We start from the raw sequence: 20,776 nt of genomic DNA on the forward strand, positions 1-20,776 counted from the left end.
GCGCCTGACAAACTGTCGCCATGCGCATTGTGGTTCTGGCCGGCGGTATCGGTGGTGCTCGTTTTCTTCGCGGCCTCAAGGAGGCCGCGCCGGACGCGGACATCACGGTGATCGGCAACACCGGTGACGACATCCATCTGTTCGGCCTCAAGGTCTGCCCCGACCTCGACACCGTGATGTACACCCTCGGCGGTGGCATCAACGAGGAGCAGGGCTGGGGCCGCACCGACGAGAGCTTCCACGTCAAGGAGGAGCTCGCGGCCTACGGCGTCGGCCCCGAGTGGTTCGGGCTCGGCGACCGCGACTTCGCCACCCACATCGTCCGTACGCAGATGCTCGGCGCGGGCTATCCGCTCAGCGCCGTCACCGAGGCGCTCTGCGCCCGCTGGCAGCCGGGTGTGCGGCTGCTGCCGATGTCCGACGACCGGGTCGAGACACACGTCGCCGTGGACGTCGACGGCGAGAGCCGGGCCGTGCACTTCCAGGAGTACTGGGTGAAGATGCGCGCCTCGGTCCCCGCGCGGGCGATCGTGCCCGTCGGCGCCGAACAGGCCAAGCCGGCGCCCGGGGTGCTGGAGGCGCTCGCGGGGGCCGACGTCATCCTCTTCCCGCCGTCCAACCCCGTCGTCTCCATCGGGACGATCCTGGCCGTGCCCGGGATCCGCGAGGCCGTCGCCGAGGCCGGGGTGCCGGTCGTCGGGCTTTCCCCCATCGTCGGCGACGCCCCGGTGCGCGGCATGGCCGACAAGGTCCTCGCCGCGGTCGGCGTCGAGTCGACGGCGGCCGCGGTCGCCGTGCACTACGGCTCCGGGCTGCTCGACGGCTGGCTCGTCGACACGGTCGACGCGGGCGCGGTGGACGAGGTGGAGACGGCGGGCATCCGCTGCCGCGCCGTCCCGCTGATGATGACCGATGTGCCCACCACCGCCGAGATGGCCCGGCAGGCGCTGGCCCTCGCCGAGGAGGTGCGCTCGTGAGCGCCGCCGGGGAGGGCGCGCCCTCCTACCGGGTGTGGGCGCTGCCGGGCCTGCCGGAGGTGCGGGCGGGGGACGATCTGGCGAAGCTGATCGCCGCCACCGAACCGGGGCTGGCCGACGGAGACGTGCTGCTCGTCACCTCCAAGATCGTCTCCAAGGCGGAGGGCCGGATCATGGAGGCCGCCGACCGGGAGGCCGCCATAGACGCGGAGACGGTACGGGTGGTGGCCCGGCGGGGGCCGCTGCGGATCGTGGAGAACCGGCAGGGCCTGGTGATGGCCGCCGCCGGGGTCGACGCGTCGAACACCCCCGCCGGGACGGTGCTGCTGCTGCCCGAGGACCCCGACGCCTCCGCGCGGGCGATCCGCCGGGGGCTGCGGGACGTCCTCGGCGTCGAGGTGGGCGTCGTCGTCACGGACACCTTCGGGCGGCCGTGGCGCAACGGACTCACCGACGTGGCGATCGGGGCCGCCGGGGTGCGGGTCCTCGACGATCTGCGCGGCGGCACCGACGCGTACGGCAATCCGCTCGCCGCCACGGTCGTCGCCACCGCCGACGAACTGGCCGCCGCCGGTGATCTGGTCAAGGGCAAGGCCGAGGGGCTGCCCGTCGCGGTCGTGCGCGGGCTCGGCCAGGTGCTGGACCCCGACGACGCGGAGGGCGCGCGGGCCATGGTGCGGGTCGCGGCCGACGACATGTTCCGGCTCGGCACCTCCGAGGCGGTCCGCGAGGCCGTGACCCAGCGGCGCACGGTGCGCTCCTTCACCGGCGACCCCGTGGACCCCGGGGCGGTGCGCCGGGCCGTGGCCGCCGCGGTGACGGCCCCCGCGCCGCACCACACGACGCCCTGGCGCTTCGTCCTGCTGGAGTCGGCCGCCTCGCGGACCCGGCTCCTGGACGCGATGCGGGACGCCTGGATCGCCGATCTGAGGCGGGACGGCAAGAGCGAGGACTCCGTCACCAAGCGCGTCCGCCGCGGCGAGGTACTGCGCCGGGCCCCCTATCTCGCGGTCCCCTGCATGGTGATGGACGGCTCCCACACCTACGGCGATCCCCGCCGGGACACCGCCGAGCGCGAGATGTTCGTGGTCGCCGCCGGCGCCGGCATCCAGAACTTCCTGGTCGCCCTCGCCGGCGAACGGCTCGGCTCCGCCTGGGTCTCCTCCACCATGTTCTGCCGCGACGTCGTCCGCGACGCCCTCGGCCTCCCCGCCTCCTGGGACCCCCTCGGCGCCGTCGCGATCGGCCACCCGTCCGAGGCCCCGGCCCCACGCACGGGACGGGACCCGGAGGACTTCGTCACGGTGCGGTGAGGGCGTCGGGCCCGCTGCCCGACCGGCCGGGCGGCGATGGGAGGATCCTGCCGACGCTTGCGCGCAAGGAGGCACGGTGGAGAACGGCTCGTCGCACGACCATTCCGACTGGGACGAGGTGGTGCGCGCGGCCGGTGAACGGGCCCGCTCACGGCAGGCCCTCATGGTCGAGCGCCACGGACTGTCGGGCGACGTCCAGTACGACTGGTCGCTCGACGACGCGCGGATCACGTGGTCCCGCGACGGGAGGACGTTCCTCACCGGACGACTCACGATGATCGGCAGCGTGAGCCTCGCCCAGCGGAGCTGGCTGTGGGCTTGGGCCAACGACTCGCTGCCGCCCGCGGTCCTGGGAGATATCGAGCAGGTGCGGCGATTCGGGAAGGCGCACGGGTATCCGGTGCTCCCGTGGCCGGGCTTCGCCCACGAACCCGGGCTCGTGGCCGAGGCCCGGATGGTCGCGGCCTCGGTGCTCGACGCGGAAGGCCTCTGGGCGGATCAGGTGGACGACGTGCAGCTGCACTTCGCGATCCACGGCCTGGAGCCGGTCGCCGAAGCGCCCTGAGCCACAACCCGCCGCGTCAGCCCGCCCCGCTACAACGGCGCGATGTTGCGCGGAGTCATCCGGGGCGCGTGGCGGGGCGGGGTGTGGCCGGAGAGCAGGATGAGGCGGGTCGCGCGGTGACGCTGGCCCTCGTAGGGGGCGAGGAGGGCCAGCATGGCCTCGTCGTCGGCATCGCGGTCGCCGGCCAGGGCGTGGCCGACGATGCCGGGGAGGTGGAGGTCGCCGACGGTGACGGCGTCGGCGGCGCCGTTGGTGCGCTGCAGGGTTTCGGCGGCGGTCCAGGGGCCGATGCCGGGGACGGCCTGGAGGCGGGTGAGGGCGTCGGGCAGTTCCATGGCCGCCGCCTCCTCCATGCGGCGGGCCACTCGGACCGCGCGCAGGATGGTCGCCGAGCGCTTGCTGTCGACGCCGGCGCGGTGCCACTCCCAGGAGGGGATCAGGGACCAGGTGCGGGCGTCGGGCATCACGTAGAGGCCGTACTCCTGGGGGCCGGGGGCCGGCTCCCCGTAGGTGCGGACCAGCAGACGCCAGGCGCGATAGGCCTCGTCCGTGGTGACCTTCTGCTCCAGGACCGAGGGGATCAGGGACTCCAGCACCAGACCGGTGCGCAGCAGGCGCAGTCCCGGGCGGCGGTGGTGGACGGCGGCGATCAGCCGGTGTCGCGGGGTGAAGTCCTCCGGGGTGTCGCCCGCGCCCAGCAGCGTGGGCAGCTGGTCCAGCAGCCAGGACGCGCCGGGCCCCCAGGCCGCCGCCTCGATCCGACCCTCGCGCGCGACGACATGGAGCGTGCCGGGGCCCGCCGGGGTGCGGCTGGCCCGGCGGACCGAGCCGTCGGCGGACATCCGGAACGTGGGGTCGGCGGGGCCGCGGCGCAGCGGGCCGAGGACGAGCCGCAGGTCGAGCGGGCCGGGCGGGGTCCAGTCGCGGGTCAGCGCCGCCGGTACGGGCGTCGCCGTCTGGCGCGGGACGGCCGCGCGCGGGGCGCTGCGGGGGGCGAATCGTCCTGCCACGGGTGAAGGTCCTCGGTAGTCGGGGCTGCCAGTCGAGGGTACGGCCGAATCCGGCCGGCCGGGCTCTCCTCGTACGGGTGGACCGCTCCGGTCATTCGTCCGAGGAGAACCGGAGGGAGGCGGCCGGCAGGTGGGCTCCGCACCAGACGCGGACGCCCTCGCGCAGTTCGTTGTCGGCGCCGACGTGAGCACCGTCACCGACGACCGCGCCCGCCAGCACCGTACGGCTGCCGATCCTGGCCCCGGCGCCGACGAGCGAGTCGGTGATCACGGCGCCCGGTTCGACGACGGCGCCCGCGAGGACGGTGGAGCCGTCGATCCTGGCGCCCGCGCCGATCACGGCGTCGTCGCCGACGACCGTGCCGCCGGAGAGCTTGGCGTCGGGGGCGACGGTGGCGGTGGGCAGGACGAGCCGGTCGCCGCAGCGGCCGGGGACGGCCGGGGAGGGGGCGCGGCCGAGGACCAGGTCGGCGGAGCCGCGTATGAACGCCTGCGGGGTGCCGAGGTCCAGCCAGTACGTGGAGTCGACCATGCCCTGGAGGTGGGCGCCGTCGGCGAGGAGTCCGGGGAAGGTCTCGCGTTCCACGGAGACGGGCCGCCCGGCCGGGATGGTGTCGATGACCGAGCGGCGGAAGATGTAGGCGCCCGCGTTGATCTGGTCGGTGACGATCTCCTCGGGCGTCTGGGGCTTCTCCAGGAAGGCGGTCACGCGGCCGGTGTCGTCGGTGGGGACGAGGCCGAAGGCGCGCGGGTCCTCGACCCGGGTCAGATGGAGCGAGACGTCCGCCCCGGACTCGGTGTGGCAGGCGGCCAGGGCCCGGATGTCGAGGCCGGTGAGGATGTCGCCGTTGAAGATCAGGACCGGTTCGTCCGGGCCGGAGACGAGGCGCTCCGCGACGTTGCGCAGGGCGCCGCCGGTGCCGAGCGGGTCGCGTTCGGTGACGTACTCGATGTGGAGGCCCAGCGACGAGCCGTCGCCGAAGTACGGCTCGAAGACCTCCGCCAGGTACGACGTCGCGAGGACGATGTGCTCGACCCCGGCGGCCCTGGCACGCGCCAGCTGGTGCGTGAGGAAGGGGACGCCCGCGGCCGGGACCATGGGTTTGGGCGTGTGCACCGTGAGCGGGCGCAGCCGGGTTCCCTTGCCGCCGACCAGGAGGATCGCTTCTTTTGCCTCTGTCACAGCACTGTCTCTGCTTCCTGCTGGGGCCGGGCCGGGGTTTCGGCTGGCCAGTGTATGCAGACCGGAAAGGACGTCCTCGGTCAGCAGCCCGCAGCAGGTCTCCGGCGCGTCCGGCGCCGGGTGGCTCCTTTCGCGTCAGCGGCCCTGCAGCCGGGCCGATCCGGTCCGTGCGGTGCCGAGCTTCTTGTAGAGACGCGCTCCGGGGCATTCGGTTGCGAAACCGTCGCGGTGTCCGGAGATGACGTTCAGTTTGACCTTCCTGCCCTTCTTGTACTTGTTGCTCCCGGCGGAGACGAGCGTCACCTTGCCCTTGGGGTTGCCGCCGAACAGGCCGAGCTTCCAGGCGGTGAGCTTCTCGACGGCGGTGACGGCCGCGGCGGGCGGGTTGGACTTGGTGAAGGTCCCGAGTACGGCGATGCCCATGGTGTTGGTGTTGAAGCCGAGGGTGTGCGCGCCCATGACGGCCTTCGTCACGCCTCCGGCGCGGCCCTCGTAGATGTTTCCGCACTTGTCGACGGCGAAGTTGTAGCCGATGTCGCGCCAGCCGCTGCTCTTGACGTGGTAGCGGTAGATGCCGCGCAGCACCGACGGTGCCTGGGAGCAGGTGTAGTTGTTGCCGGTGGCGCTGTGGTGGATGAAGGCGGCCTTGACGCTCTTGGTGTACGCGAAGCTCTTCTCGCGGAGCTTCTCGTCGGCGCCCCAGCCCTTGCGGGTGATGATGCGGGGGCGGGGGCCGATGTACGGCTTGGCGCCGGGGGCGAATCCGGCGGCCGCCTGCGTGGCCGTGCGGCTCAGGGCGGGCAGGGCGGCGGCGCCGAGCGCGGTGGTGCGGTCCGCCCCGGCCGCCGTGTTCTGCTCGGGCGCGGCGCCGGGGTCGACGAGTTCGAGACGGAGTCCGGCGGGGAGCGGCAGGGGGGACGTGCCGCGGGTGGCGGGGGTCTCGGGCACCACCCGGACCTCGACGCCGTCGGAGGCGCCGGTCCAGAGCGGGGCGGTGGACCCCCGGGCGGCGCCGGAGTCGCGCTCGGCGGTTCCGGCGTCGGCCGAGTGCTCGGCGTTGTGGGTCTCCAGGTCCTGCCAGCCGGACCAGCGGCCGGTGGCGGTGGCGCGGGTGCGGACCTGGGCGGTGCCGTGGAGTTCGGTGTTCACGTCGTTCCAGACGACGCCGACCAGGGAGAACGGCTGGACGCGGGGTCTCGACAGCCCCTGTCCCGGGTCGGCGGCGCCAGCGGACCGGGAGGAGGGCGCGGTCAGGGGGGTCAGGGCCAGGGAGCGGGTCGAGCCGGGCGGGTCGGCGGGCTCGGACGCGGTGGCCGGACGGGCGGTGGTGTCGGGGGCGGCGCCCGCGGGCGCGGCGAGCGGCAGCACGAGGGCCGACGCGCAGGTGACACCTATGGCGGATGCAAGGAAGGCACGCATACAAACGATCCTTGACACAAGGGGACGAGTCCGGCGACCGGGATGTTCCGGGTCAGTTGACGGCCCGTCTGCCGAACCGGTGTACCCGGTGTCCGCCGCACCGGTGGCCCTCCACCGCCGCCGCGTACGCTTCCGCCCATGAACGCCAGCGACCGCACCCCTGCCGACCTGCTGCGTTCCGCGCTCGCCGCGGACCCGGCCCGCCCCTTGGTCACCTTCTACGACGACGCCACCGGAGAACGCGTCGAACTCTCGGTGGCCACCTTCGCCAATTGGGTGGCCAAGACGGCGAACCTCCTCCAGGGCGACCTCGCCGCGGAGCCGGGCGACCGGCTCGCGCTGCTGCTCCCGGCGCACTGGCAGTCCGCGGTCTGGCTGCTGGCCTGCGCCTCGGTCGGCGTGGTCGCCGATGTGCAGGGTGACCCGGCCGCCGCCGATCTCGTGGTGACCGGGCCGGAGGACCTGGAGGCGGCGCGGGCCTGCGGCGGGGAGCGGGTCGCCCTGGCGCTGCGCCCGCTGGGCGGCCGGTTCCCGCAGGTCCCGGAGGGCTTCATGGACTACGCGGTCGAGGTGCCGGCACAGGGCGACCGCTTCGCCCCGTTCACACCGGTGGACCCGGGGGCGCCGGCCCTGGCGGTGGGCGGGATCGAGCTGACCGGGGCGGAGCTGGTGGAGCGGGCGCGGCGGGACGGCGCGGCGCTGGGGCTGGACGCCGGTTCCCGGCTGCTGTCGCGGCGGACGTACGACAGCTGGGACGGGCTGAGCGCCGGGCTCTTCGCCCCGCTCGCGACCGGCGGGTCCGTGGTGCTGTGCCGGAACGCGGACCGGCTGGACGCGGAGGCGCTGGCCCGGCGGGTGGAGAGCGAGCGGGTCACGCTGAGCGTGTGAGGCCCCCGGTCGGCGCCGGCGGGACCGGGTTCGTCAACACACCGGTACGACAAGCGGCCTGAGGACCACTCGTCCGGACCAGCGTGGGCCGAGCCCTCCCGTCGATCCGTCAGCTCCGGTACATGATCTGCGGTACGGACCACTCAAGGCACAACCAAGCGTGAGGTTCAGCCGTCTACTTGTGCGACCGGCGGCCGTACGCGCTGCCGAACGTGAAGGATGGACGCAGACGTGACCGAAAGCGCCGGCACACCGGACGGGCCCGAGGACCCGGACGGGAAGGGGGACCGGACGCCCGACGCGGCGGAACCGGCGGCGGGCGGCGCGCCCGGCCCGGACTCCGGTGGGCGGTCCGCCCCGGACTCCGGTGGGCGGTCCGCCCCGGACTCCGGTGGGCGGTCCGCCCCGGCGGACGCCCCGGGCGGCGAGACGCGCAGCGGCTCGGGCAGTGGCCCGGGGCACGGCGCCCCGCCCCCGGACGGCGTCCCGCCGGCCGTCGCCCTCACGGTGCGGCGGAAGCGGCACTGGCTGCGGTGGACGGCGCTCGGCGCCTCGTTCGTCGTCCTGGCCGCCGCGGGCACCGGCTGGTGGCTGTACAAGAAGCTGGACGGCAACATCCGGACGGACACCTCCGCGGCCGCCGAGTTGAAGGCGTACGAGAAGGAGCGTCCGGCCCAGGTCGTGCACGACGCGCAGAACATCCTGCTGATCGGTTCGGACAGCAGGGCCGGGGACAACCGGAAGTACGGGCGCGACGACGGCGGCAGCCAGCGTTCGGACACCACGATCCTGCTGCACCTGGCGGCGGACCGGAAGAGCGCGACCGCGATGTCGCTGCCGCGCGATCTGATGGTGAACATCCCGGAATGCCATAAGACGGACAAGAGCGTCAGCAAACCGCAATTCGCCCAGTTCAACTGGGCCTTCGAGATCGGCGGGACGGCCTGCACCATCCGGACCGTCGAGAAGATGACCGGCATCCGGATCGACCACTACATGGTCGTCGACTTCAGCGGCTTCAAGAACATGGTGAACGCCGTGGACGGCGTCGAGGTCTGCCTCAAGGAGCCGATCGACGACAAGTCCGCGCACCTCAAGCTCCCGGCGGGCCGCCAGAAGCTCAACGGGGAGCAGGCCCTCGGCTACGTACGGGCCCGCAAGTCCATCGGCAACGGCAGCGACACCGAGCGCATGGACCGCCAGCAGCAGTTCCTGGGCGCCCTGGTCAACAAGGTGCAGAGCAACGGCGTCCTGCTCAACCCCACCCGGCTCTACCCGGTGCTGGACGCGGCCACCAAGGCGCTGACCACCGACCCCGGGCTGGACAGCCTCAAGGACCTGTACGACCTGGTGCGCGGGATGCGCAGCGTGCCGACCGACCGGGTCCAGTTCCTGACCGTGCCCCGGCAGTCGTACCGACTCGACGCCAACCGGGACGAATTGGTACAGCCCGATGCGGACAGACTCTTCAAGCAGCTGCGCGACGACGAACCCGTCGCCGTGGTGCCCGCGGACCAGCTGAAAGAGGACGGAGGAAAGAACGCTGACGCCGACGAGGCATCGGGACCGTCGCCCACACCCACGTACTCGGGAAACAATGCGGCGGCCGACCTGTGCAAGCAGTAAAGCAATAGCCAAACAGTCATGGACGTTCGGCGCGCAATGGGAAGAATGCCCGGTTGTAAAGGCCGTGGAATGTGTCACGCCCGTCGCTGCGCACCGAACAGGACGGATAGTGTGACGCGATCCGGTGCTTCCGGCCAGCTGGCCGCGCACTTCAGGAACCAGAACTGAGCGCCCTTTTCGGGGGGAGGGCGCGTCGCGTGGCACCGACGGAGGACTCAAGCGACCGTGGATGCACAAGGCCGTGGGCGGGCGGAAGAATTCGATCCCGCAGACCAATGGGTTCTCAACCCGGACACCGGCGACTACGAATTGCGACTGAATCACTCCGGAGGGGATTCGACCCGGGCGCCCGGGGTTCCGGCCCCGCGCCGTTCGGCGTCCGCGAGCGGTGGTCCCGAGACCGGCCGGCGGCGCGGCGCGCCCGCCGAGGGCACGGTGCCGCGCCAGGGCGGCCGCCGCGCGGCCGGACCGCGCGGTCAGGAACCCGGCGGGTCCGCCGGTGAGGGTCCGGGCCGTCGCAAGCGCAAGGCGCCCCGGTCCCGCCGCAAGAAGGTCCTGGTCTGGACCGGCGGTGTGATGGCCTTCCTGCTGGTGGGCGCCTCGGCCGGCGGCTACTGGCTGTACCAGCACTTCAACGGCAACATCAGCACGGTCGACATCGGCGACCGCGGCAACAAGGACGTCATCACCGCCAACGCCCCGCTCAACATATTGGTCATCGGTACGGACAAGCGCACCGGCAAGGGCAACGAGGGCTACGGCGACAAGGGCAGCGTCGGCCACGCCGACACCAACATCCTCTTCCACGTCTCCGAGGACCGCACCAACGCCACGGCGATGAGCATCCCGCGCGACCTCATCACCGACATCCCCGAGTGCAAGTCCAAGCAGGAGGACGGCTCGGAGAAGACCATCCCGGGCCTGAACCACGTCCGGTTCAACCGGAGTCTCGGTGAGGCCGGCCGCGACCCGGGCTGCACGATGGACACCGTCAAGGCGCTGACCGGCCTCCAGGTCGACCACTTCATGATGGTCGACTTCAACGCGGTCAAGACCCTCTCCACGGCGGTCGGCGGCGTCAAGATCTGCCTGGCCCACCCGGTCAAGGACAAGGACTCCAAGCTCGACCTGCCGGCGGGCGAGAGCACCGTGCAGGGCGAGGAGGCGCTCGCCTTCGTCCGGACCCGGCACGCCTACACCAACGGCAGCGACCTCGACCGGATCAAGGGCCAGCAGCAGTTCCTCGCCTCGATGATCCGCGAGATGAAGTCGAGCGACACGCTGACCAGCCCGACGAAGCTCTACAAGCTGGCGGACGCGGCGACCAAGGCCCTCACGGTCGACTCGGCCATCAACTCGGTGCCGAAGCTGACGACGCTGGCCAAGGAACTCACCAAGATCGACACCAAGAACATCACGTTCGTCACCATGCCGGTGATAGACAACCCGGAGGAGCCCAAGCCCGTCACCGTGGTCGCCCATCCGACCCAGGCGGAGCAGCTCTTCTCGATGATGCGCGACGACACCTCGCTCACCGAGGTGGCCGCGCAGAAGAAGAAGGCCAAGAGCAAGCAGGACGCGCTCCTCAAGGGAACCAAGGCACCCGCCGCCGACGTCCGAGTCGACGTCTACAACGGTGGCGAGGTGCCCGGCGGTGCGCAGCAGACCGTCGTCTGGCTCCAGAACGACAAGGGCGTGCTGAAGTCCACGAACAAGGCCAACGCCCCGCAGAAGATCGACAAGACGACGCTCGTGTACGCGCCGAACCAGGCCGATCAGGCCCGTGCGCTCGCCGAGATGATGGGGCTGCCCGGCTCCGCGATGAAGCCGGGCACCGAGGACGCCGTGGGGAAGCAGCCGATGGTGCTGACGCTGGGGAAGGACTTCAAGGAGGCGGGTACGCCCATCAAGGCCCCCGCGAAGATCGACATTCCCAAGGCCAGTGCCGACAAGTCGGAGTGCGCGAAGTGACACCGTGTCACCGCGCGATACGAGTCTGAGCAGCAGGGGGGTCCCGGTGGGACGGAGCGGTATGCCTGGGGAGGGGACCCGACCACGTGTCGGTCCCGCCGGCCAACTCGGCTGGGACGACGGGCTGTACGGCGCGGAGGACGGGAACGACGGTGAGCGGTCCGCACCGTCGGACTCCGCGGAGGGCGGCGGTGGCCGCGGCCACCGCGCCGGGAGCCACGGCGGACGCCGCGGCCGGTCCCGCCGCGCGCCCGGCAAGAAGAAGCACCGCGTCCTGCGGTGGATCGCCTTCTCGGTCGCCTTCCTCATACTCGGCACCGGCGCGGCCGGTTACCTGTACTACGAGCACCTCAACAGCAAGCTCCGCAAGGGCGAGCGCAGCGCCGGCAACAGCGGCGCGAAGAAGGCCGCCCCCAACGCGGACGGCCAGACCCCGCTGAACATCCTGCTGATCGGCTCCGACAGCCGCAACAGCGCGGAGAACCTGAAGCTCGGCGGTTCGAAGAGCAGCGTCGGGGGCACCCCGCTGGCGGATGTGCAGATGCTGCTCCATGTGTCGGCCGACCGGAAGAACGCCTCCGTCATCAGCATCCCGCGCGACACCCGGGTGAACATCCCGGCCTGCGAGAACCCGGACACCCACAAGAAGTACCCGGCCAGCAACGGCATCATCAACGAGACGCTGCGCGGCGGCCCGGGGTGCACCCTGGACACCTGGGAGCAGCTCACCAAGGTCTACATCGACCACTGGATCATGGTCGACTTCGCCGGTGTGGTGGACATGGCGGACGCCGTGGGCGGCGCCTGGGTCTGTGTGAAGCAGAACGTCAACGACGTGTCCAAGCCCGGGGTCCCCGGCGGTTCCCATCTGCGGCTGACCGCGGGCCGCCACAAGATCAAGGGCGAGACCGCCCTGAAGTGGCTGCGCACCCGGCACGCCTTCGAGAGCGACATCGGCCGCTCCAAGGCCCAGCACATGTATCTGAACTCGGTCATGCGCGAGCTGAAGAGCCAGAACGCCTTCACCGACACGGGCCGGCTGATGAACCTCGCCGAGACCGCGGTCGAGTCGCTCCAGGTCTCCGAGGAGATCGGCACCGTCAAGAAGCTCTTCGACCTCGGCATGCAGCTGAAGAACGTGCCGCTGGACAAGATGACCATGCTGACGATGCCCCGCATCGCCGACCCCCAGGACCCGGACGCCCACGTCCTGCCGAAGCCCGGGGCCGCCGACAAGCTCTGGTCGATGCTGCGCGACGACGAGTCGCTGGACCCGAAGGACCGGGCCAAGGCGAAGAAGAAGGCGGCGGCCGGGCCGAAGGCCGGTGCGCCCGCCTCGCTGGGCGTGACCGTGGTCAACGGCACCTCCGCGGACGGCCAGTCCGCCACCGAGGGCCGGGCCGGTCAGGTCCGGGACCTGCTGAAGGCCAAGGGCTTCACCGAGGCGGACACCTCGACCGACCCCGGCTCGACGCTCACGACCGAGGTGACCTACCCGCACAGCGCCGGCGCCCAGGGCAAGGCCGACGCCCTCTCGGTCGCCAAGGCCCTGGGGCTGCCGACCAGCGCCGTGGCGGAGACGCCGGACGGGGCCGGGCTGACGCTCACCGTCGGCTCGGACTGGCGGACCGGGTCCACCTTCCCGAAGGCCCCCGCCGCCGACGCGGAGGACAGCGATCCGCTGGAGGGCACCGAGGCCAGCAACAGCTCCAAGACGGACGACTGCATGGACGTGTACTGGCCGTACCGCCAGATGTAGCGGAGCACGTACGAGAGGGGGCGCCCGGTCCGGCCGGGCGCCCCCTCTCCTGTGTCCGCGCGGGTCAGGCGACCGTGGTGCCCGCTTCGCCCAGCGAGGGCCGACGGCTCGCGATGACCCTCTTCGCCAGCGAGCGGGGGCTGGTCAGGAAGCCGAAGCCCCAGGACATGTGCATGGTGGCCAGCGCGACGGGGATCCGCGCCCGCGCCTTCAGCGACAGCCCCTTGCCCGCCGGAAGGGATCCGGCGACGATCGCGGCGACGTACCCGCCCGGAACGACCAGCGCCCAGGGCGTGACGGCGGCGCCCACCACGAGACCGGCCGCGAGGGCGACGACGGCGGTCGGCGGGGCCAGATAGCGCAGGTTGATCGAGCCGGAGTGGTAGCGGGCGACGACATGGCGCCAGCGGCCGTAGTCCTTGTACTGCTTGGCGAGCGCCCGGACCGAGGGGCGCGGGCGGTACTGCACGCGCAGTTCGGGCGAGAACCAGATCAGGCCGCCCGCCTCGCGGATCCGGAAGTTCAGCTCCCAGTCCTGGGCGCGGATGAACTCGACGTTGTAGCCGCCGGCCTTCTCCAGGGCCTCGCGGCGGAAGACGCCCAGGTACACGGTCTCGGCGGGGCCGGCCTCGCCGCCGGTGTGGAAGGCCGCGTTGCCGACGCCGATCTTCGAGGTCATCGCGGCGGCGACGGCGTCCTCCCAGGCGTTCTCGCCCTCGGCGTGCATGATGCCGCCGACGTTCTGCGCGCCGGTCTCCTCCAGGAGCCGGACGGCGGTCGCGATGTAGTCGGGCGAGAGCATGCCGTGGCCGTCGACGCGGACCACGATCGGGTGGCTGGACGCCTGGATCGCGGCGTTGAGCGCGGCGGGAGTGCGACCGGTGGGGTTGGGCACGGTGTGGACCCGGGGGTCCTCCGCGACCAGTTCGGCGGCGATCGCGTCGGTGCGGTCCGTGGACGGGCCGAGCGCGATCACCACCTCCATCTCACCGGCGTACTCCTGCTCCAGGATGTGCCGGACGGAGTTCCTGAGATGACGTTCCTCATTGAGCACCGGCATGATCACGGAGACGGCGGGGTGCTGCGCGGCAGACATGTGGTCCTCGGATGGTCCTCGGGGGCGCCGGGGGTCTCTCACCCCACCAAGCGGCATGATTCGGCCGCCACGTTACCGCGAATGGGGGACAGCGGCGCGCGCCGCCGGCCGGGCTGCCGGGATGGAGATCGTATGGACCTACCGTACGAATTGTCCCTCTTTCAGCGGAGGTCCCTCCCATGCCCGCACCCCGGCGCTCCCCCCGTCCGCCCCTGCCGCGCCAGGTCCCGCCGCGCCCCCGGCGCCCGCCGAAGCGGAACGAGCGTCCGCGCTGGGGCATGCGTGTGGCGACCGGGCTCTCCGTGCTGGTGCTCGGCGCGGGCGGGATCGGCCATGCCGTGGTGACCAACCTGGAGAACGGGATCGACCGGATCGACCCCTTCAAGGACATGAAGAACCGGCCCACGGGCGGCCACGGCATGAATCTGCTGCTGGTCGGCACGGACGGCCGCGACCGGATCACCGCGGAGGAGAAGCGGAAGTACCGGCTGGGCGGTGCGCCCTGTCACTGCACGGACACGCTGATGCTGGTGCACCTGTCCGAGGACCGGAAGCGCGCGAGCGTCGTCAGCCTGCCGCGCGACAGCTACGCGGAGCTGCCCGCGCACCGGGACGGGACCAGCGGCAAGGAGCACGCCGCCCATCCGGTGAAGCTGAACGCCGCCTACGCCGAGGGCGGGCCGAACCTGACCGTGCGGACGGTCGAGCAGATGACCGGTGTCAAGGTCGACCACTATCTGGAGGTCGACTTCACCAGCTTCATGACGACCGTCGACACCCTCGGCGGGGTGAAGATCTGCACCAGCCGCCCGATGAAGGACTCCTACACCGGCCTCGACCTGGCGGCCGGCACCCATGAGCTCAACGGCGGCCAGGCCCTCCAGTACGTGCGCTCCCGGCATATCGACGGCGCCGCGGACCTGGGCCGGATGCAGCGCCAGCAGAAGTTCATGGCCTCGCTGATCAAGCAGGCGACGAGCAGCGGGGTGCTGCTGAACCCGGTGCGGTTCCGTGAGGTGGCCTCGACGATGCTGAAGTCGGTCCGGGCCGACACCAGCTTCGGCACCGAGCAGATGCTGGAGCTCGGCCAGGCCATGCGGGGCTTCTCCGCCGCCTCGTCGGAGTTCACCTCGGTTCCGCTGGGCAACGTCGCCTACCCGGTCAAGGGCATCGGTTCGACGGTGAAATGGGACCCGAAGAAGTCCCGGGCGCTGTTCGAGGCCCTGCGGGAGGACAAACCGCTGGCGGTGGCCCGTCCGCACCGGGATCCCGCGAAGAAGGTCGACGTGGATCCCCGGCGGATCCGGGTGCAGGTCTACAACGGGACGCCGAAGGACGGGCTCGGCGCCACCGTCGACGCCGCGCTGCACGCCACCGGGTTCGACACCACCCGCGCCCCGCTCACCGCCCCGGAGCGCGACCTCAAGCACACCCTGGTGACGTACGACCCGCGCTGGGACCGGTCCGCGAAGACTCTGGCGGCGGCGCTGCCGGGGGCGCAGCTCAAGGCGGTCACGGGGCAGGGCGGCACGCTGAGGGTGACGGCGGGCGAGGACTACCGGGCGGTGGAGCGGGTGCGCGCCGAGGAGCCGGATCCGGGGCGGTTCGGCGCGGTGAAGGGCGACGAGGTGGTCTGCCCGTAGGACCCGGGCGGCGGGGAAGCGGGGGCCGCGGGGCCGGCTACTCGTCCTCGATGCCGTCGGCGGCGCGCTTCTCGCGCAGTTCCTTGATGGCGCGGCGCCGGGCCAGCCGGTGGGTGCGGCGGATCTGGGCCTCCTGGTAGCGCCGCTTGTCGCGCTCGGTCTCCGGGACGACGGGCGGGACGCGGCGCGGCCGGCCGTCCGCGTCGACCGCCGCGAACACCAGATAGGCGGTGCCGACCTGGGTGGCGGGGGTGGACTCGTTCCAGCGCTCGGCCATGACGCGGACGCCGACCTCCATGGAGGAGCGGCCGGTCCAGTTGACCTGGGCGCGGACGTGCACGAGGTCGCCGACGCGGACCGGCTCCAGGAAGACCATCTCGTCCATCGAAGCCGTCACCGCGGGGCCGCCCGAGTGCCGCCCGGCCACCGCGCCCGCCGCGTCGTCGACCAGTTTCATGATCACGCCGCCGTGCACCGTACCCAGGAGATTGGTGTCACTGCCGGTCATGATGTGGCTGAGCGTGGTCCGCGAGGCTGCGGTGGGCTTGCCCGGAATGTCATCCTCCGGGCGCGGGGCCTGATCTGTCATGCCCTCCACCTTATGCGCGGCCCGGAAGCCCGTCGCAATGCATCAGCTTCGCAACAGCCGCGGTCCGATTTCCCTCACCCCCTGTAGGAGCGGCGGCCCCGGCCTGCACACTGGTCCGTATGAACGAGTGGCCCGAGGGCTGGAGCGACGACAACCGCAGCGGCAACCGCTACGGGCAGGGGAGCATGAGCGACCGGCCCGAGGGCGCCCGCTCGATGCCGCATGTCCAGCGCCGTCCCGCCCCGCCCCGGCAGCGCCCCGCGCCGCCGAGGCAGCGGCCGGTGCCTCAGCAGCCCGCCGGCTACGACGAGGGCCCGCAGTACGACAGCGGGTACGACAGCGGCTACAGCTCCGGCCAGGTCTACGGCGGCGGCCGGGGCGGGGGCCAGGGCGACGGACCGGGGGGCGGCGGATACCCGCAGGGCCGTCCGGCGTCCACGCCCGACTGGCGCCGCCGGATCAAGATCGGCGCGCTGGCCCTGGTGGTCGTGGTGCTGGCGGTCTCCATCGGCACGTACTTCTGGGCCGACTCCAAGCTGAAGCGCGAGGTCGACCTCTCCAAGGTCATCGAGCGGCCCGAGGGCGGCGACGGGACGAACTACCTGATCGTCGGCTCCGACAGCCGCGAGGGCATGACGTCCGACGACAAGAAGCGGCTGCACACGGGCTCGGCCGAGGGCAAGCGGACCGACTCGATGATGATCCTGCACGACGGCTCGAACGGCCCGACGCTGGTCTCGCTGCCCCGTGACTCGAACGTCGAGATCCCCTCGTTCGTCGGCTCCGAGTCCGGCAAGCGGTACCCGGGCAAGGGCCGGACGACCAAGCTGAACGCCGCGTACGCCGAGGACGGCCCGGAGCTGCTCGTCCGCACGGTGGAGTTCAACACCGGCCTGCGCATCGACCACTACGTCGAGATCGGCTTCGGCGGCTTCGCCAAGATCGTGGACGCGATCGGCGGGGTGGAGCTGGACATCCCCAAGGCCTTCAAGGACAAGTGGTCGGGCGCCGACTTCCAGGCCGGCAAGCAGACCCTGGACGGCCAGCAGGCCCTCGCCTTCGTCCGGACCCGGCACGCCTTCACCTCGGACCTGGACCGTACGAAGAACCAGCAGAAGTTCCTCGCGGCCCTGGCCAGTCAGACGGCGACCCCGTCGACGATCCTCAACCCGTTCAAGCTGTACCCGACGATGGGTGCCGGCCTGGACACGCTGATCGTCGACAAGGACATGTCGCTGTGGTCCCTGGGCCAGATGTTCTTCGCCCTGAAGGACGTCACGGGCGGTGACGGCACCTCGCTGAACATGCCGATCTCCGGTTCCACCGGCGGCAACCTGGTCTGGGACAAGGCCAAGGTCAAGCAGCTAGTCGAGCAGCTGAAGAACGACGACAAGGTCACGGTCACCGACAACTGACCACAGCCGAAGGGCCCGGACGCGCCGTCCGGGCCCTTCGCCGTGCCCCTACGCCCTCCCGTGGGCCGGCACCGCCACATGCGGCAGCGCCGGCATCCCGTCCGCCCCGAGGAACTCCCGGCACAGCTCGTCGTACGCGCGCTTCGCGGCCGCCACCCCGGCCGGGCCCCGGCTGGTGACCAGCCGGCCGGATCCGCCGCTCACTCGTGTCGAACGCCGTCATGCGGTACCTCCTGCCGGGCCCTGCGGCTCCGTCTCGTCCAGATCCTCGTACAACGCGCCCAGCACCCGTCCCGTCGGCCCGCCCCCGGGCGAGAGTTCGGCCAGCCGCCAGCGGGGCAGCTCCGCCTCGGTCTCGGGCGGGAGGTCGCCGTCCGACGGGCCGTCCAGTCCGTACAGCACGCCGGACACGGTCTCCCGGGCGATCTCGCGGGCCAGCTCGCCCAGTTCGCCGGGCGTCAGTCCGAGCCGCAGCGCCCGCCGGACGCATGCGCTCGCCGGGCCGTCCTTCCGGTAGGCCTCGACCCAGGCGGGTGCCGCCGCGCTCCAGGCGTCGATGTCCTGCCACACCATGCGGAGGAACCGGTAGCGGGCCAGCTGCGGAAGGTCCTCCTCCGCCTCCGACTCGGCCCAGCCCGCGGCGTCGTCGGCCCCCAGCGCCTCGAACAGGGCGGTCAGCCGTTGGATGTCCGTCGTCATGGACCGCGAAGCTACGCCACCGCTCGCACCGCGTCCACGGGCTCCGGTGCGGCCCTCAGCCCCGGAAGTTACGTGCCAGCCAGGGGCTGAGCATCGTGCGCGGGACGAGTTCCCGGTACGTCTCGTCCCCGGGCAGGGGGACGACGAGCCACTGGCCGGGCGGGAAGAGCTTCCCCTTCACGAAGGCGGTGCCGCCGTACACGGAGCGCAGGAAGGCGGGCACGGAGTCGCGGGGCACGTCGTGGAACTCGACGCCGTCGACGGTGATCCGCGCGTCGTCCTCGGGGAAGAGCTGGACGGTGACGGCGGGCGCCCCGCCCAGCTCGACGAACGCCTCGTGGGGCAGCGAGCCGTCGGTGTCGAGGACCGTGAAGGCACCCGCCGAGGTGCGGCGGGAGGTCCGGTCGGCGCCGATGTCGTCGGTGACCGTCATCTCCAGGCCGTACGCGCGCGCGACCTCGCGGACCGCCGTGACGGCGGCCTCGGTGCTCGGCAGATGCGGATGTCCCATGCCGTCGATCATGCCCGAGCGGGCCGTGCGGCGGGTGTCGGTGCCCGGCCGTAGGCTGCGTTCCGTGGGCTGGGAACGGGAGGTTCCGATGAGCGGGACGACGACGGTGGCCGAGGTGAGGGCCGAACTCGCCGCGCTGGAGGACCCTCGGGCGCGGGCGGTCAACGAGCGGCACGGCGACGACCACGGGGTGAACCTCGGGAAGCTGCGCGCCCTGGCCAAACGGCTGAAGACCCAGCAGGAGCTGGCGGAGGAGCTGTGGGACACGGGCGACACCGCCGCCCGGCTGCTGGCCCTGCTGGTCTGCCGCCCGAAGGCCTTCGAGCGGGACCGGCTGGACGCCATGGTCCGCGAGGCGCGGGCTCCCAAGGTGCTGGACTGGCTCGTGAACTACGTGGTGAAGAAGAGCCCGCACGCGGAGGAGCTGCGCCTCGCCTGGTCCGCCGACCCCGATCCGGTGGTCGCCGCCGCGGGCTGGGCGCTGACGACCGAGCGGGTGGCGAAGCGGCCGGACGGACTGGACCTCGCCGCGCTGCTCGATGTGATCGAGGCGGAGCTGAAGGACGCCCCGGACCGGTTGCAGTGGGCGATGAACCACTGCCTGGCCCAGATCGGCATCTCCGACCCCGCGTACCGGGCGCGGGCCCGTGCCATCGGGGAGCGTCTGGAGGTCCTCAAGGACTACCCGACGCCCCGGGGCTGCACCTCTCCCTACGCCCCGGCCTGGATCGACGAGATGGTGCGCCGGAACGAAGGGGCGTAGTGCGCCTCACGGCACCAGCGGACGCGCGAAGCCCCGCCGCCGGGGCGTTCCGGGGCGGGGCTTCGGGGGCCGGTGGGCCGGTGCTACGGCAGGTTGCGCGCCATGACGATGCGCTGGACCTGGTTGGTGCCCTCGTAGATCTGGGTGATCTTGGCGTCGCGCATCATCCGCTCCACGGGGTAGTCCCGGGTGTAGCCGTAGCCGCCGAGGAGCTGGACGGCGTCGGTGGTGATCTCCATGGCGACGTCGGAGGCGAAGCACTTGGCCGCGGCGCCGAAGAAGGTGAGGTCGCCGTCGACGCGCTCGGACTTGGCGGCGGCGGAGTAGGTCAGCTGGCGGGCCGCCTCCAGCTTCATCGCCATGTCGGCGAGCATGAACTGCACGCCCTGGAAGTCGCCGATCGGCTTGCCGAACTGCTTGCGCTCCTGGACGTAGCCCTTGGCGTAGTCCAGGGCGCCCTGGGCGACGCCGAGCGCCTGGGCCGCGATGGTGATGCGGGTGTGGTCCAGGGTCTTCATCGCGGTGGCGAAGCCGGTGCCCTCCTCGCCGATCATGCGGTCGGCGGGGATGCGGACGTTGTCGAAGTAGACCTCGCGGGTCGGGGAGCCCTTGATGCCGAGCTTCTTCTCCGGGGCGCCGAAGGAGACGCCCTCGTCCGACTTCTCGACGACGAAGGCCGAGATGCCCTTGGAGCGCTTGGTCGGGTCGGTGACCGCCATGACCGTGTAGTACTCGGAAACGCCCGCGTTGGTGATCCAGCGCTTCACGCCGTTGAGCACCCAGAAGTCGCCGTCGCGGACCGCGCGGGTCTTCATGCCGGCCGCGTCGGAACCGGCGTCGGGCTCGGAGAGGCAGTACGAGAACATGCCCTGGCCCTTGGCCAGCGGGCCCAGGTACTTCTTCTTCAGGTCCTCGGAGCCGGAGAGGATCACCGGGAGCGAACCGAGCTTGTTGACGGCCGGGATCAGGGAGGAGGAGACGCAGGCGCGGGCCACCTCCTCGATCACGATGACGGTGGCGAGCGCGTCGGCGCCGGCGCCGCCGTACTCCTCCGGTACGTGGACCGCGTGCAGGTCGGCGGCGGTGAGGGCGTCCAGCGCCTCCTGCGGGAAGCGGGCCTCCTCGTCGACCGCGGCCGCGAACGGGGCGATCTTCGCCTCGACGAGCGCACGCACCGTCTCACGGAGCATGTCGTGCTCCTCGGCCGGACGGTACAGGTCGAAATCGGTCGAACCCGCCAAGACGCTCACTCCCCAAGCTGCTAACTACCGTTAAGTAACCCAATTTTAGGCGCCCGCCCCGGCCCCGGCATACGGACGCGGGCCGTGAGCTTCACGACAGCCGGAACG

19 protein-coding genes are annotated in these 20,776 nt (G+C 71.9%); 10 read left to right on the forward strand and 9 right to left on the reverse strand.

Features of this window, described 5'->3' with window-relative positions:
* Nucleotides 1–20: 20 nt before the first annotated feature.
* The 3 genes from cofD (at nt 21) to ACFVDM_RS32550 (ending at nt 2,855) form a co-directional block, all read left to right on the forward strand.
* On the forward strand, nt 21–977 hold the full coding sequence (cofD, locus tag ACFVDM_RS32540) for a 2-phospho-L-lactate transferase (RefSeq protein ID WP_383648872.1): 957 nt from the start codon (nt 21–23) through the stop codon (nt 975–977).
* Nucleotides 974–2,290, forward strand: a complete 1,317-nt coding sequence (locus tag ACFVDM_RS32545) for a coenzyme F420-0:L-glutamate ligase (protein ID WP_383648874.1) — start codon at nt 974–976, stop codon at nt 2,288–2,290. Before cofD ends, ACFVDM_RS32545 begins: the two co-directional genes overlap by 4 nt.
* A 76-nt stretch (nt 2,291–2,366) precedes the next feature.
* Nucleotides 2,367–2,855: a DUF6882 domain-containing protein gene (locus tag ACFVDM_RS32550; RefSeq protein WP_383648876.1), complete on the forward strand. Its 489-nt coding sequence runs from the start codon at nt 2,367–2,369 to the stop codon at nt 2,853–2,855.
* Nucleotides 2,856–2,884: 29 nt separating this feature from the next.
* Here ACFVDM_RS32550 and ACFVDM_RS32555 read toward each other — a convergent pair whose 3' ends face one another.
* From ACFVDM_RS32555 to ACFVDM_RS32565, 3 genes are all read right to left on the reverse strand, one after another.
* Nucleotides 2,885–3,865, reverse strand: a complete 981-nt coding sequence (locus ACFVDM_RS32555; protein WP_383648878.1) for a DNA-3-methyladenine glycosylase family protein — start codon at nt 3,863–3,865, stop codon at nt 2,885–2,887.
* Between the two features lie 91 nt (nt 3,866–3,956).
* Complete coding sequence (locus ACFVDM_RS32560) at nt 3,957–5,048, reverse strand: sugar phosphate nucleotidyltransferase (protein ID WP_383648880.1); 1,092 nt, start codon at nt 5,046–5,048, stop codon at nt 3,957–3,959.
* A 135-nt stretch (nt 5,049–5,183) separates the two neighbouring features.
* A complete protein-coding gene (locus ACFVDM_RS32565; protein WP_383648882.1) occupies nt 5,184–6,467 on the reverse strand; it encodes an N-acetylmuramoyl-L-alanine amidase in 1,284 nt (427 codons plus the stop codon).
* A 138-nt stretch (nt 6,468–6,605) separates the two neighbouring features.
* Between ACFVDM_RS32565 and ACFVDM_RS32570 the strand changes: the two genes are divergently transcribed.
* The 4 genes from ACFVDM_RS32570 to ACFVDM_RS32585 all read left to right on the forward strand — a co-directional run bounded on the left by ACFVDM_RS32570 (nt 6,606) and on the right by ACFVDM_RS32585 (nt 12,711).
* On the forward strand, nt 6,606–7,355 hold the full coding sequence (locus ACFVDM_RS32570) for a TIGR03089 family protein (RefSeq protein WP_383648884.1): 750 nt from the start codon (nt 6,606–6,608) through the stop codon (nt 7,353–7,355).
* Nucleotides 7,356–7,586: 231 nt separating this feature from the next.
* Nucleotides 7,587–8,981 (forward strand): LCP family protein, encoded by a 1,395-nt coding sequence (locus ACFVDM_RS32575; RefSeq protein WP_383648887.1) that lies wholly within the window; start codon nt 7,587–7,589, stop codon nt 8,979–8,981.
* Nucleotides 8,982–9,206: 225 nt separating this feature from the next.
* The gene (locus ACFVDM_RS32580; RefSeq protein WP_383648889.1) at nt 9,207–10,952 is read left to right on the forward strand and encodes an LCP family protein; all 1,746 of its coding nucleotides are present in this window, start codon (nt 9,207–9,209) and stop codon (nt 10,950–10,952) included.
* A 61-nt stretch (nt 10,953–11,013) separates the two neighbouring features.
* A complete protein-coding gene (locus tag ACFVDM_RS32585) occupies nt 11,014–12,711 on the forward strand; it encodes an LCP family protein (RefSeq protein ID WP_383648891.1) in 1,698 nt (565 codons plus the stop codon).
* 64 nt (nt 12,712–12,775) lie between these two features.
* Here ACFVDM_RS32585 and ACFVDM_RS32590 read toward each other — a convergent pair whose 3' ends face one another.
* Nucleotides 12,776–13,807: a glycosyltransferase family 2 protein gene (locus ACFVDM_RS32590; protein ID WP_383648894.1), complete on the reverse strand. Its 1,032-nt coding sequence runs from the start codon at nt 13,805–13,807 to the stop codon at nt 12,776–12,778.
* A gap of 278 nt (nt 13,808–14,085) precedes the next feature.
* Between ACFVDM_RS32590 and ACFVDM_RS32595 the strand changes: the two genes are divergently transcribed.
* The gene (locus ACFVDM_RS32595; protein WP_383648897.1) at nt 14,086–15,450 is read left to right on the forward strand and encodes an LCP family protein; all 1,365 of its coding nucleotides are present in this window, start codon (nt 14,086–14,088) and stop codon (nt 15,448–15,450) included.
* A gap of 37 nt (nt 15,451–15,487) precedes the next feature.
* On the opposite strand, the gene ACFVDM_RS32600 is transcribed toward ACFVDM_RS32595, so the two are convergent.
* Nucleotides 15,488–16,039, reverse strand: coding sequence for an acyl-CoA thioesterase (locus ACFVDM_RS32600; RefSeq protein WP_383648900.1), 552 nt, complete (start codon nt 16,037–16,039; stop codon nt 15,488–15,490).
* Between the two features lie 119 nt (nt 16,040–16,158).
* On the opposite strand from ACFVDM_RS32600, the gene ACFVDM_RS32605 reads away from it, so the two are divergent.
* Nucleotides 16,159–17,454 carry an LCP family protein gene (locus tag ACFVDM_RS32605; RefSeq protein ID WP_383648903.1) on the forward strand — a complete coding sequence of 432 codons (1,296 nt, stop codon included), beginning with the start codon at nt 16,159–16,161 and terminating at the stop codon, nt 17,452–17,454.
* A gap of 48 nt (nt 17,455–17,502) precedes the next feature.
* On the opposite strand, the gene ACFVDM_RS32610 is transcribed toward ACFVDM_RS32605, so the two are convergent.
* The 3 genes from ACFVDM_RS32610 to ACFVDM_RS32620 are packed head-to-tail and all read right to left on the reverse strand — an operon-like array spanning nt 17,503 to nt 18,664.
* Nucleotides 17,503–17,658, reverse strand: coding sequence for a hypothetical protein (locus tag ACFVDM_RS32610; protein ID WP_383648905.1), 156 nt, complete (start codon nt 17,656–17,658; stop codon nt 17,503–17,505).
* 15 nt (nt 17,659–17,673) lie between these two features.
* Nucleotides 17,674–18,153 carry a hypothetical protein gene (locus ACFVDM_RS32615; RefSeq protein ID WP_383648908.1) on the reverse strand — a complete coding sequence of 160 codons (480 nt, stop codon included), beginning with the start codon at nt 18,151–18,153 and terminating at the stop codon, nt 17,674–17,676.
* Between the two features lie 55 nt (nt 18,154–18,208).
* Complete coding sequence (locus ACFVDM_RS32620) at nt 18,209–18,664, reverse strand: hypothetical protein (RefSeq protein ID WP_383648911.1); 456 nt, start codon at nt 18,662–18,664, stop codon at nt 18,209–18,211.
* Between the two features lie 88 nt (nt 18,665–18,752).
* Here ACFVDM_RS32620 and ACFVDM_RS32625 point away from each other — a divergent pair, with 88 nt between their 5' ends.
* Nucleotides 18,753–19,427: a DNA alkylation repair protein gene (locus tag ACFVDM_RS32625; RefSeq protein WP_383648915.1), complete on the forward strand. Its 675-nt coding sequence runs from the start codon at nt 18,753–18,755 to the stop codon at nt 19,425–19,427.
* 83 nt (nt 19,428–19,510) lie between these two features.
* Here ACFVDM_RS32625 and ACFVDM_RS32630 read toward each other — a convergent pair whose 3' ends face one another.
* The gene (locus tag ACFVDM_RS32630; protein ID WP_383648917.1) at nt 19,511–20,668 is read right to left on the reverse strand and encodes an acyl-CoA dehydrogenase family protein; all 1,158 of its coding nucleotides are present in this window, start codon (nt 20,666–20,668) and stop codon (nt 19,511–19,513) included.
* Nucleotides 20,669–20,776: the final 108 nt, after the last annotated feature.

This window comes from Streptomyces sp. NPDC057682 (genome assembly GCF_042799575.1).
Classification (GTDB): Bacteria; Actinomycetota; Actinomycetes; order Streptomycetales; family Streptomycetaceae; genus Streptomyces.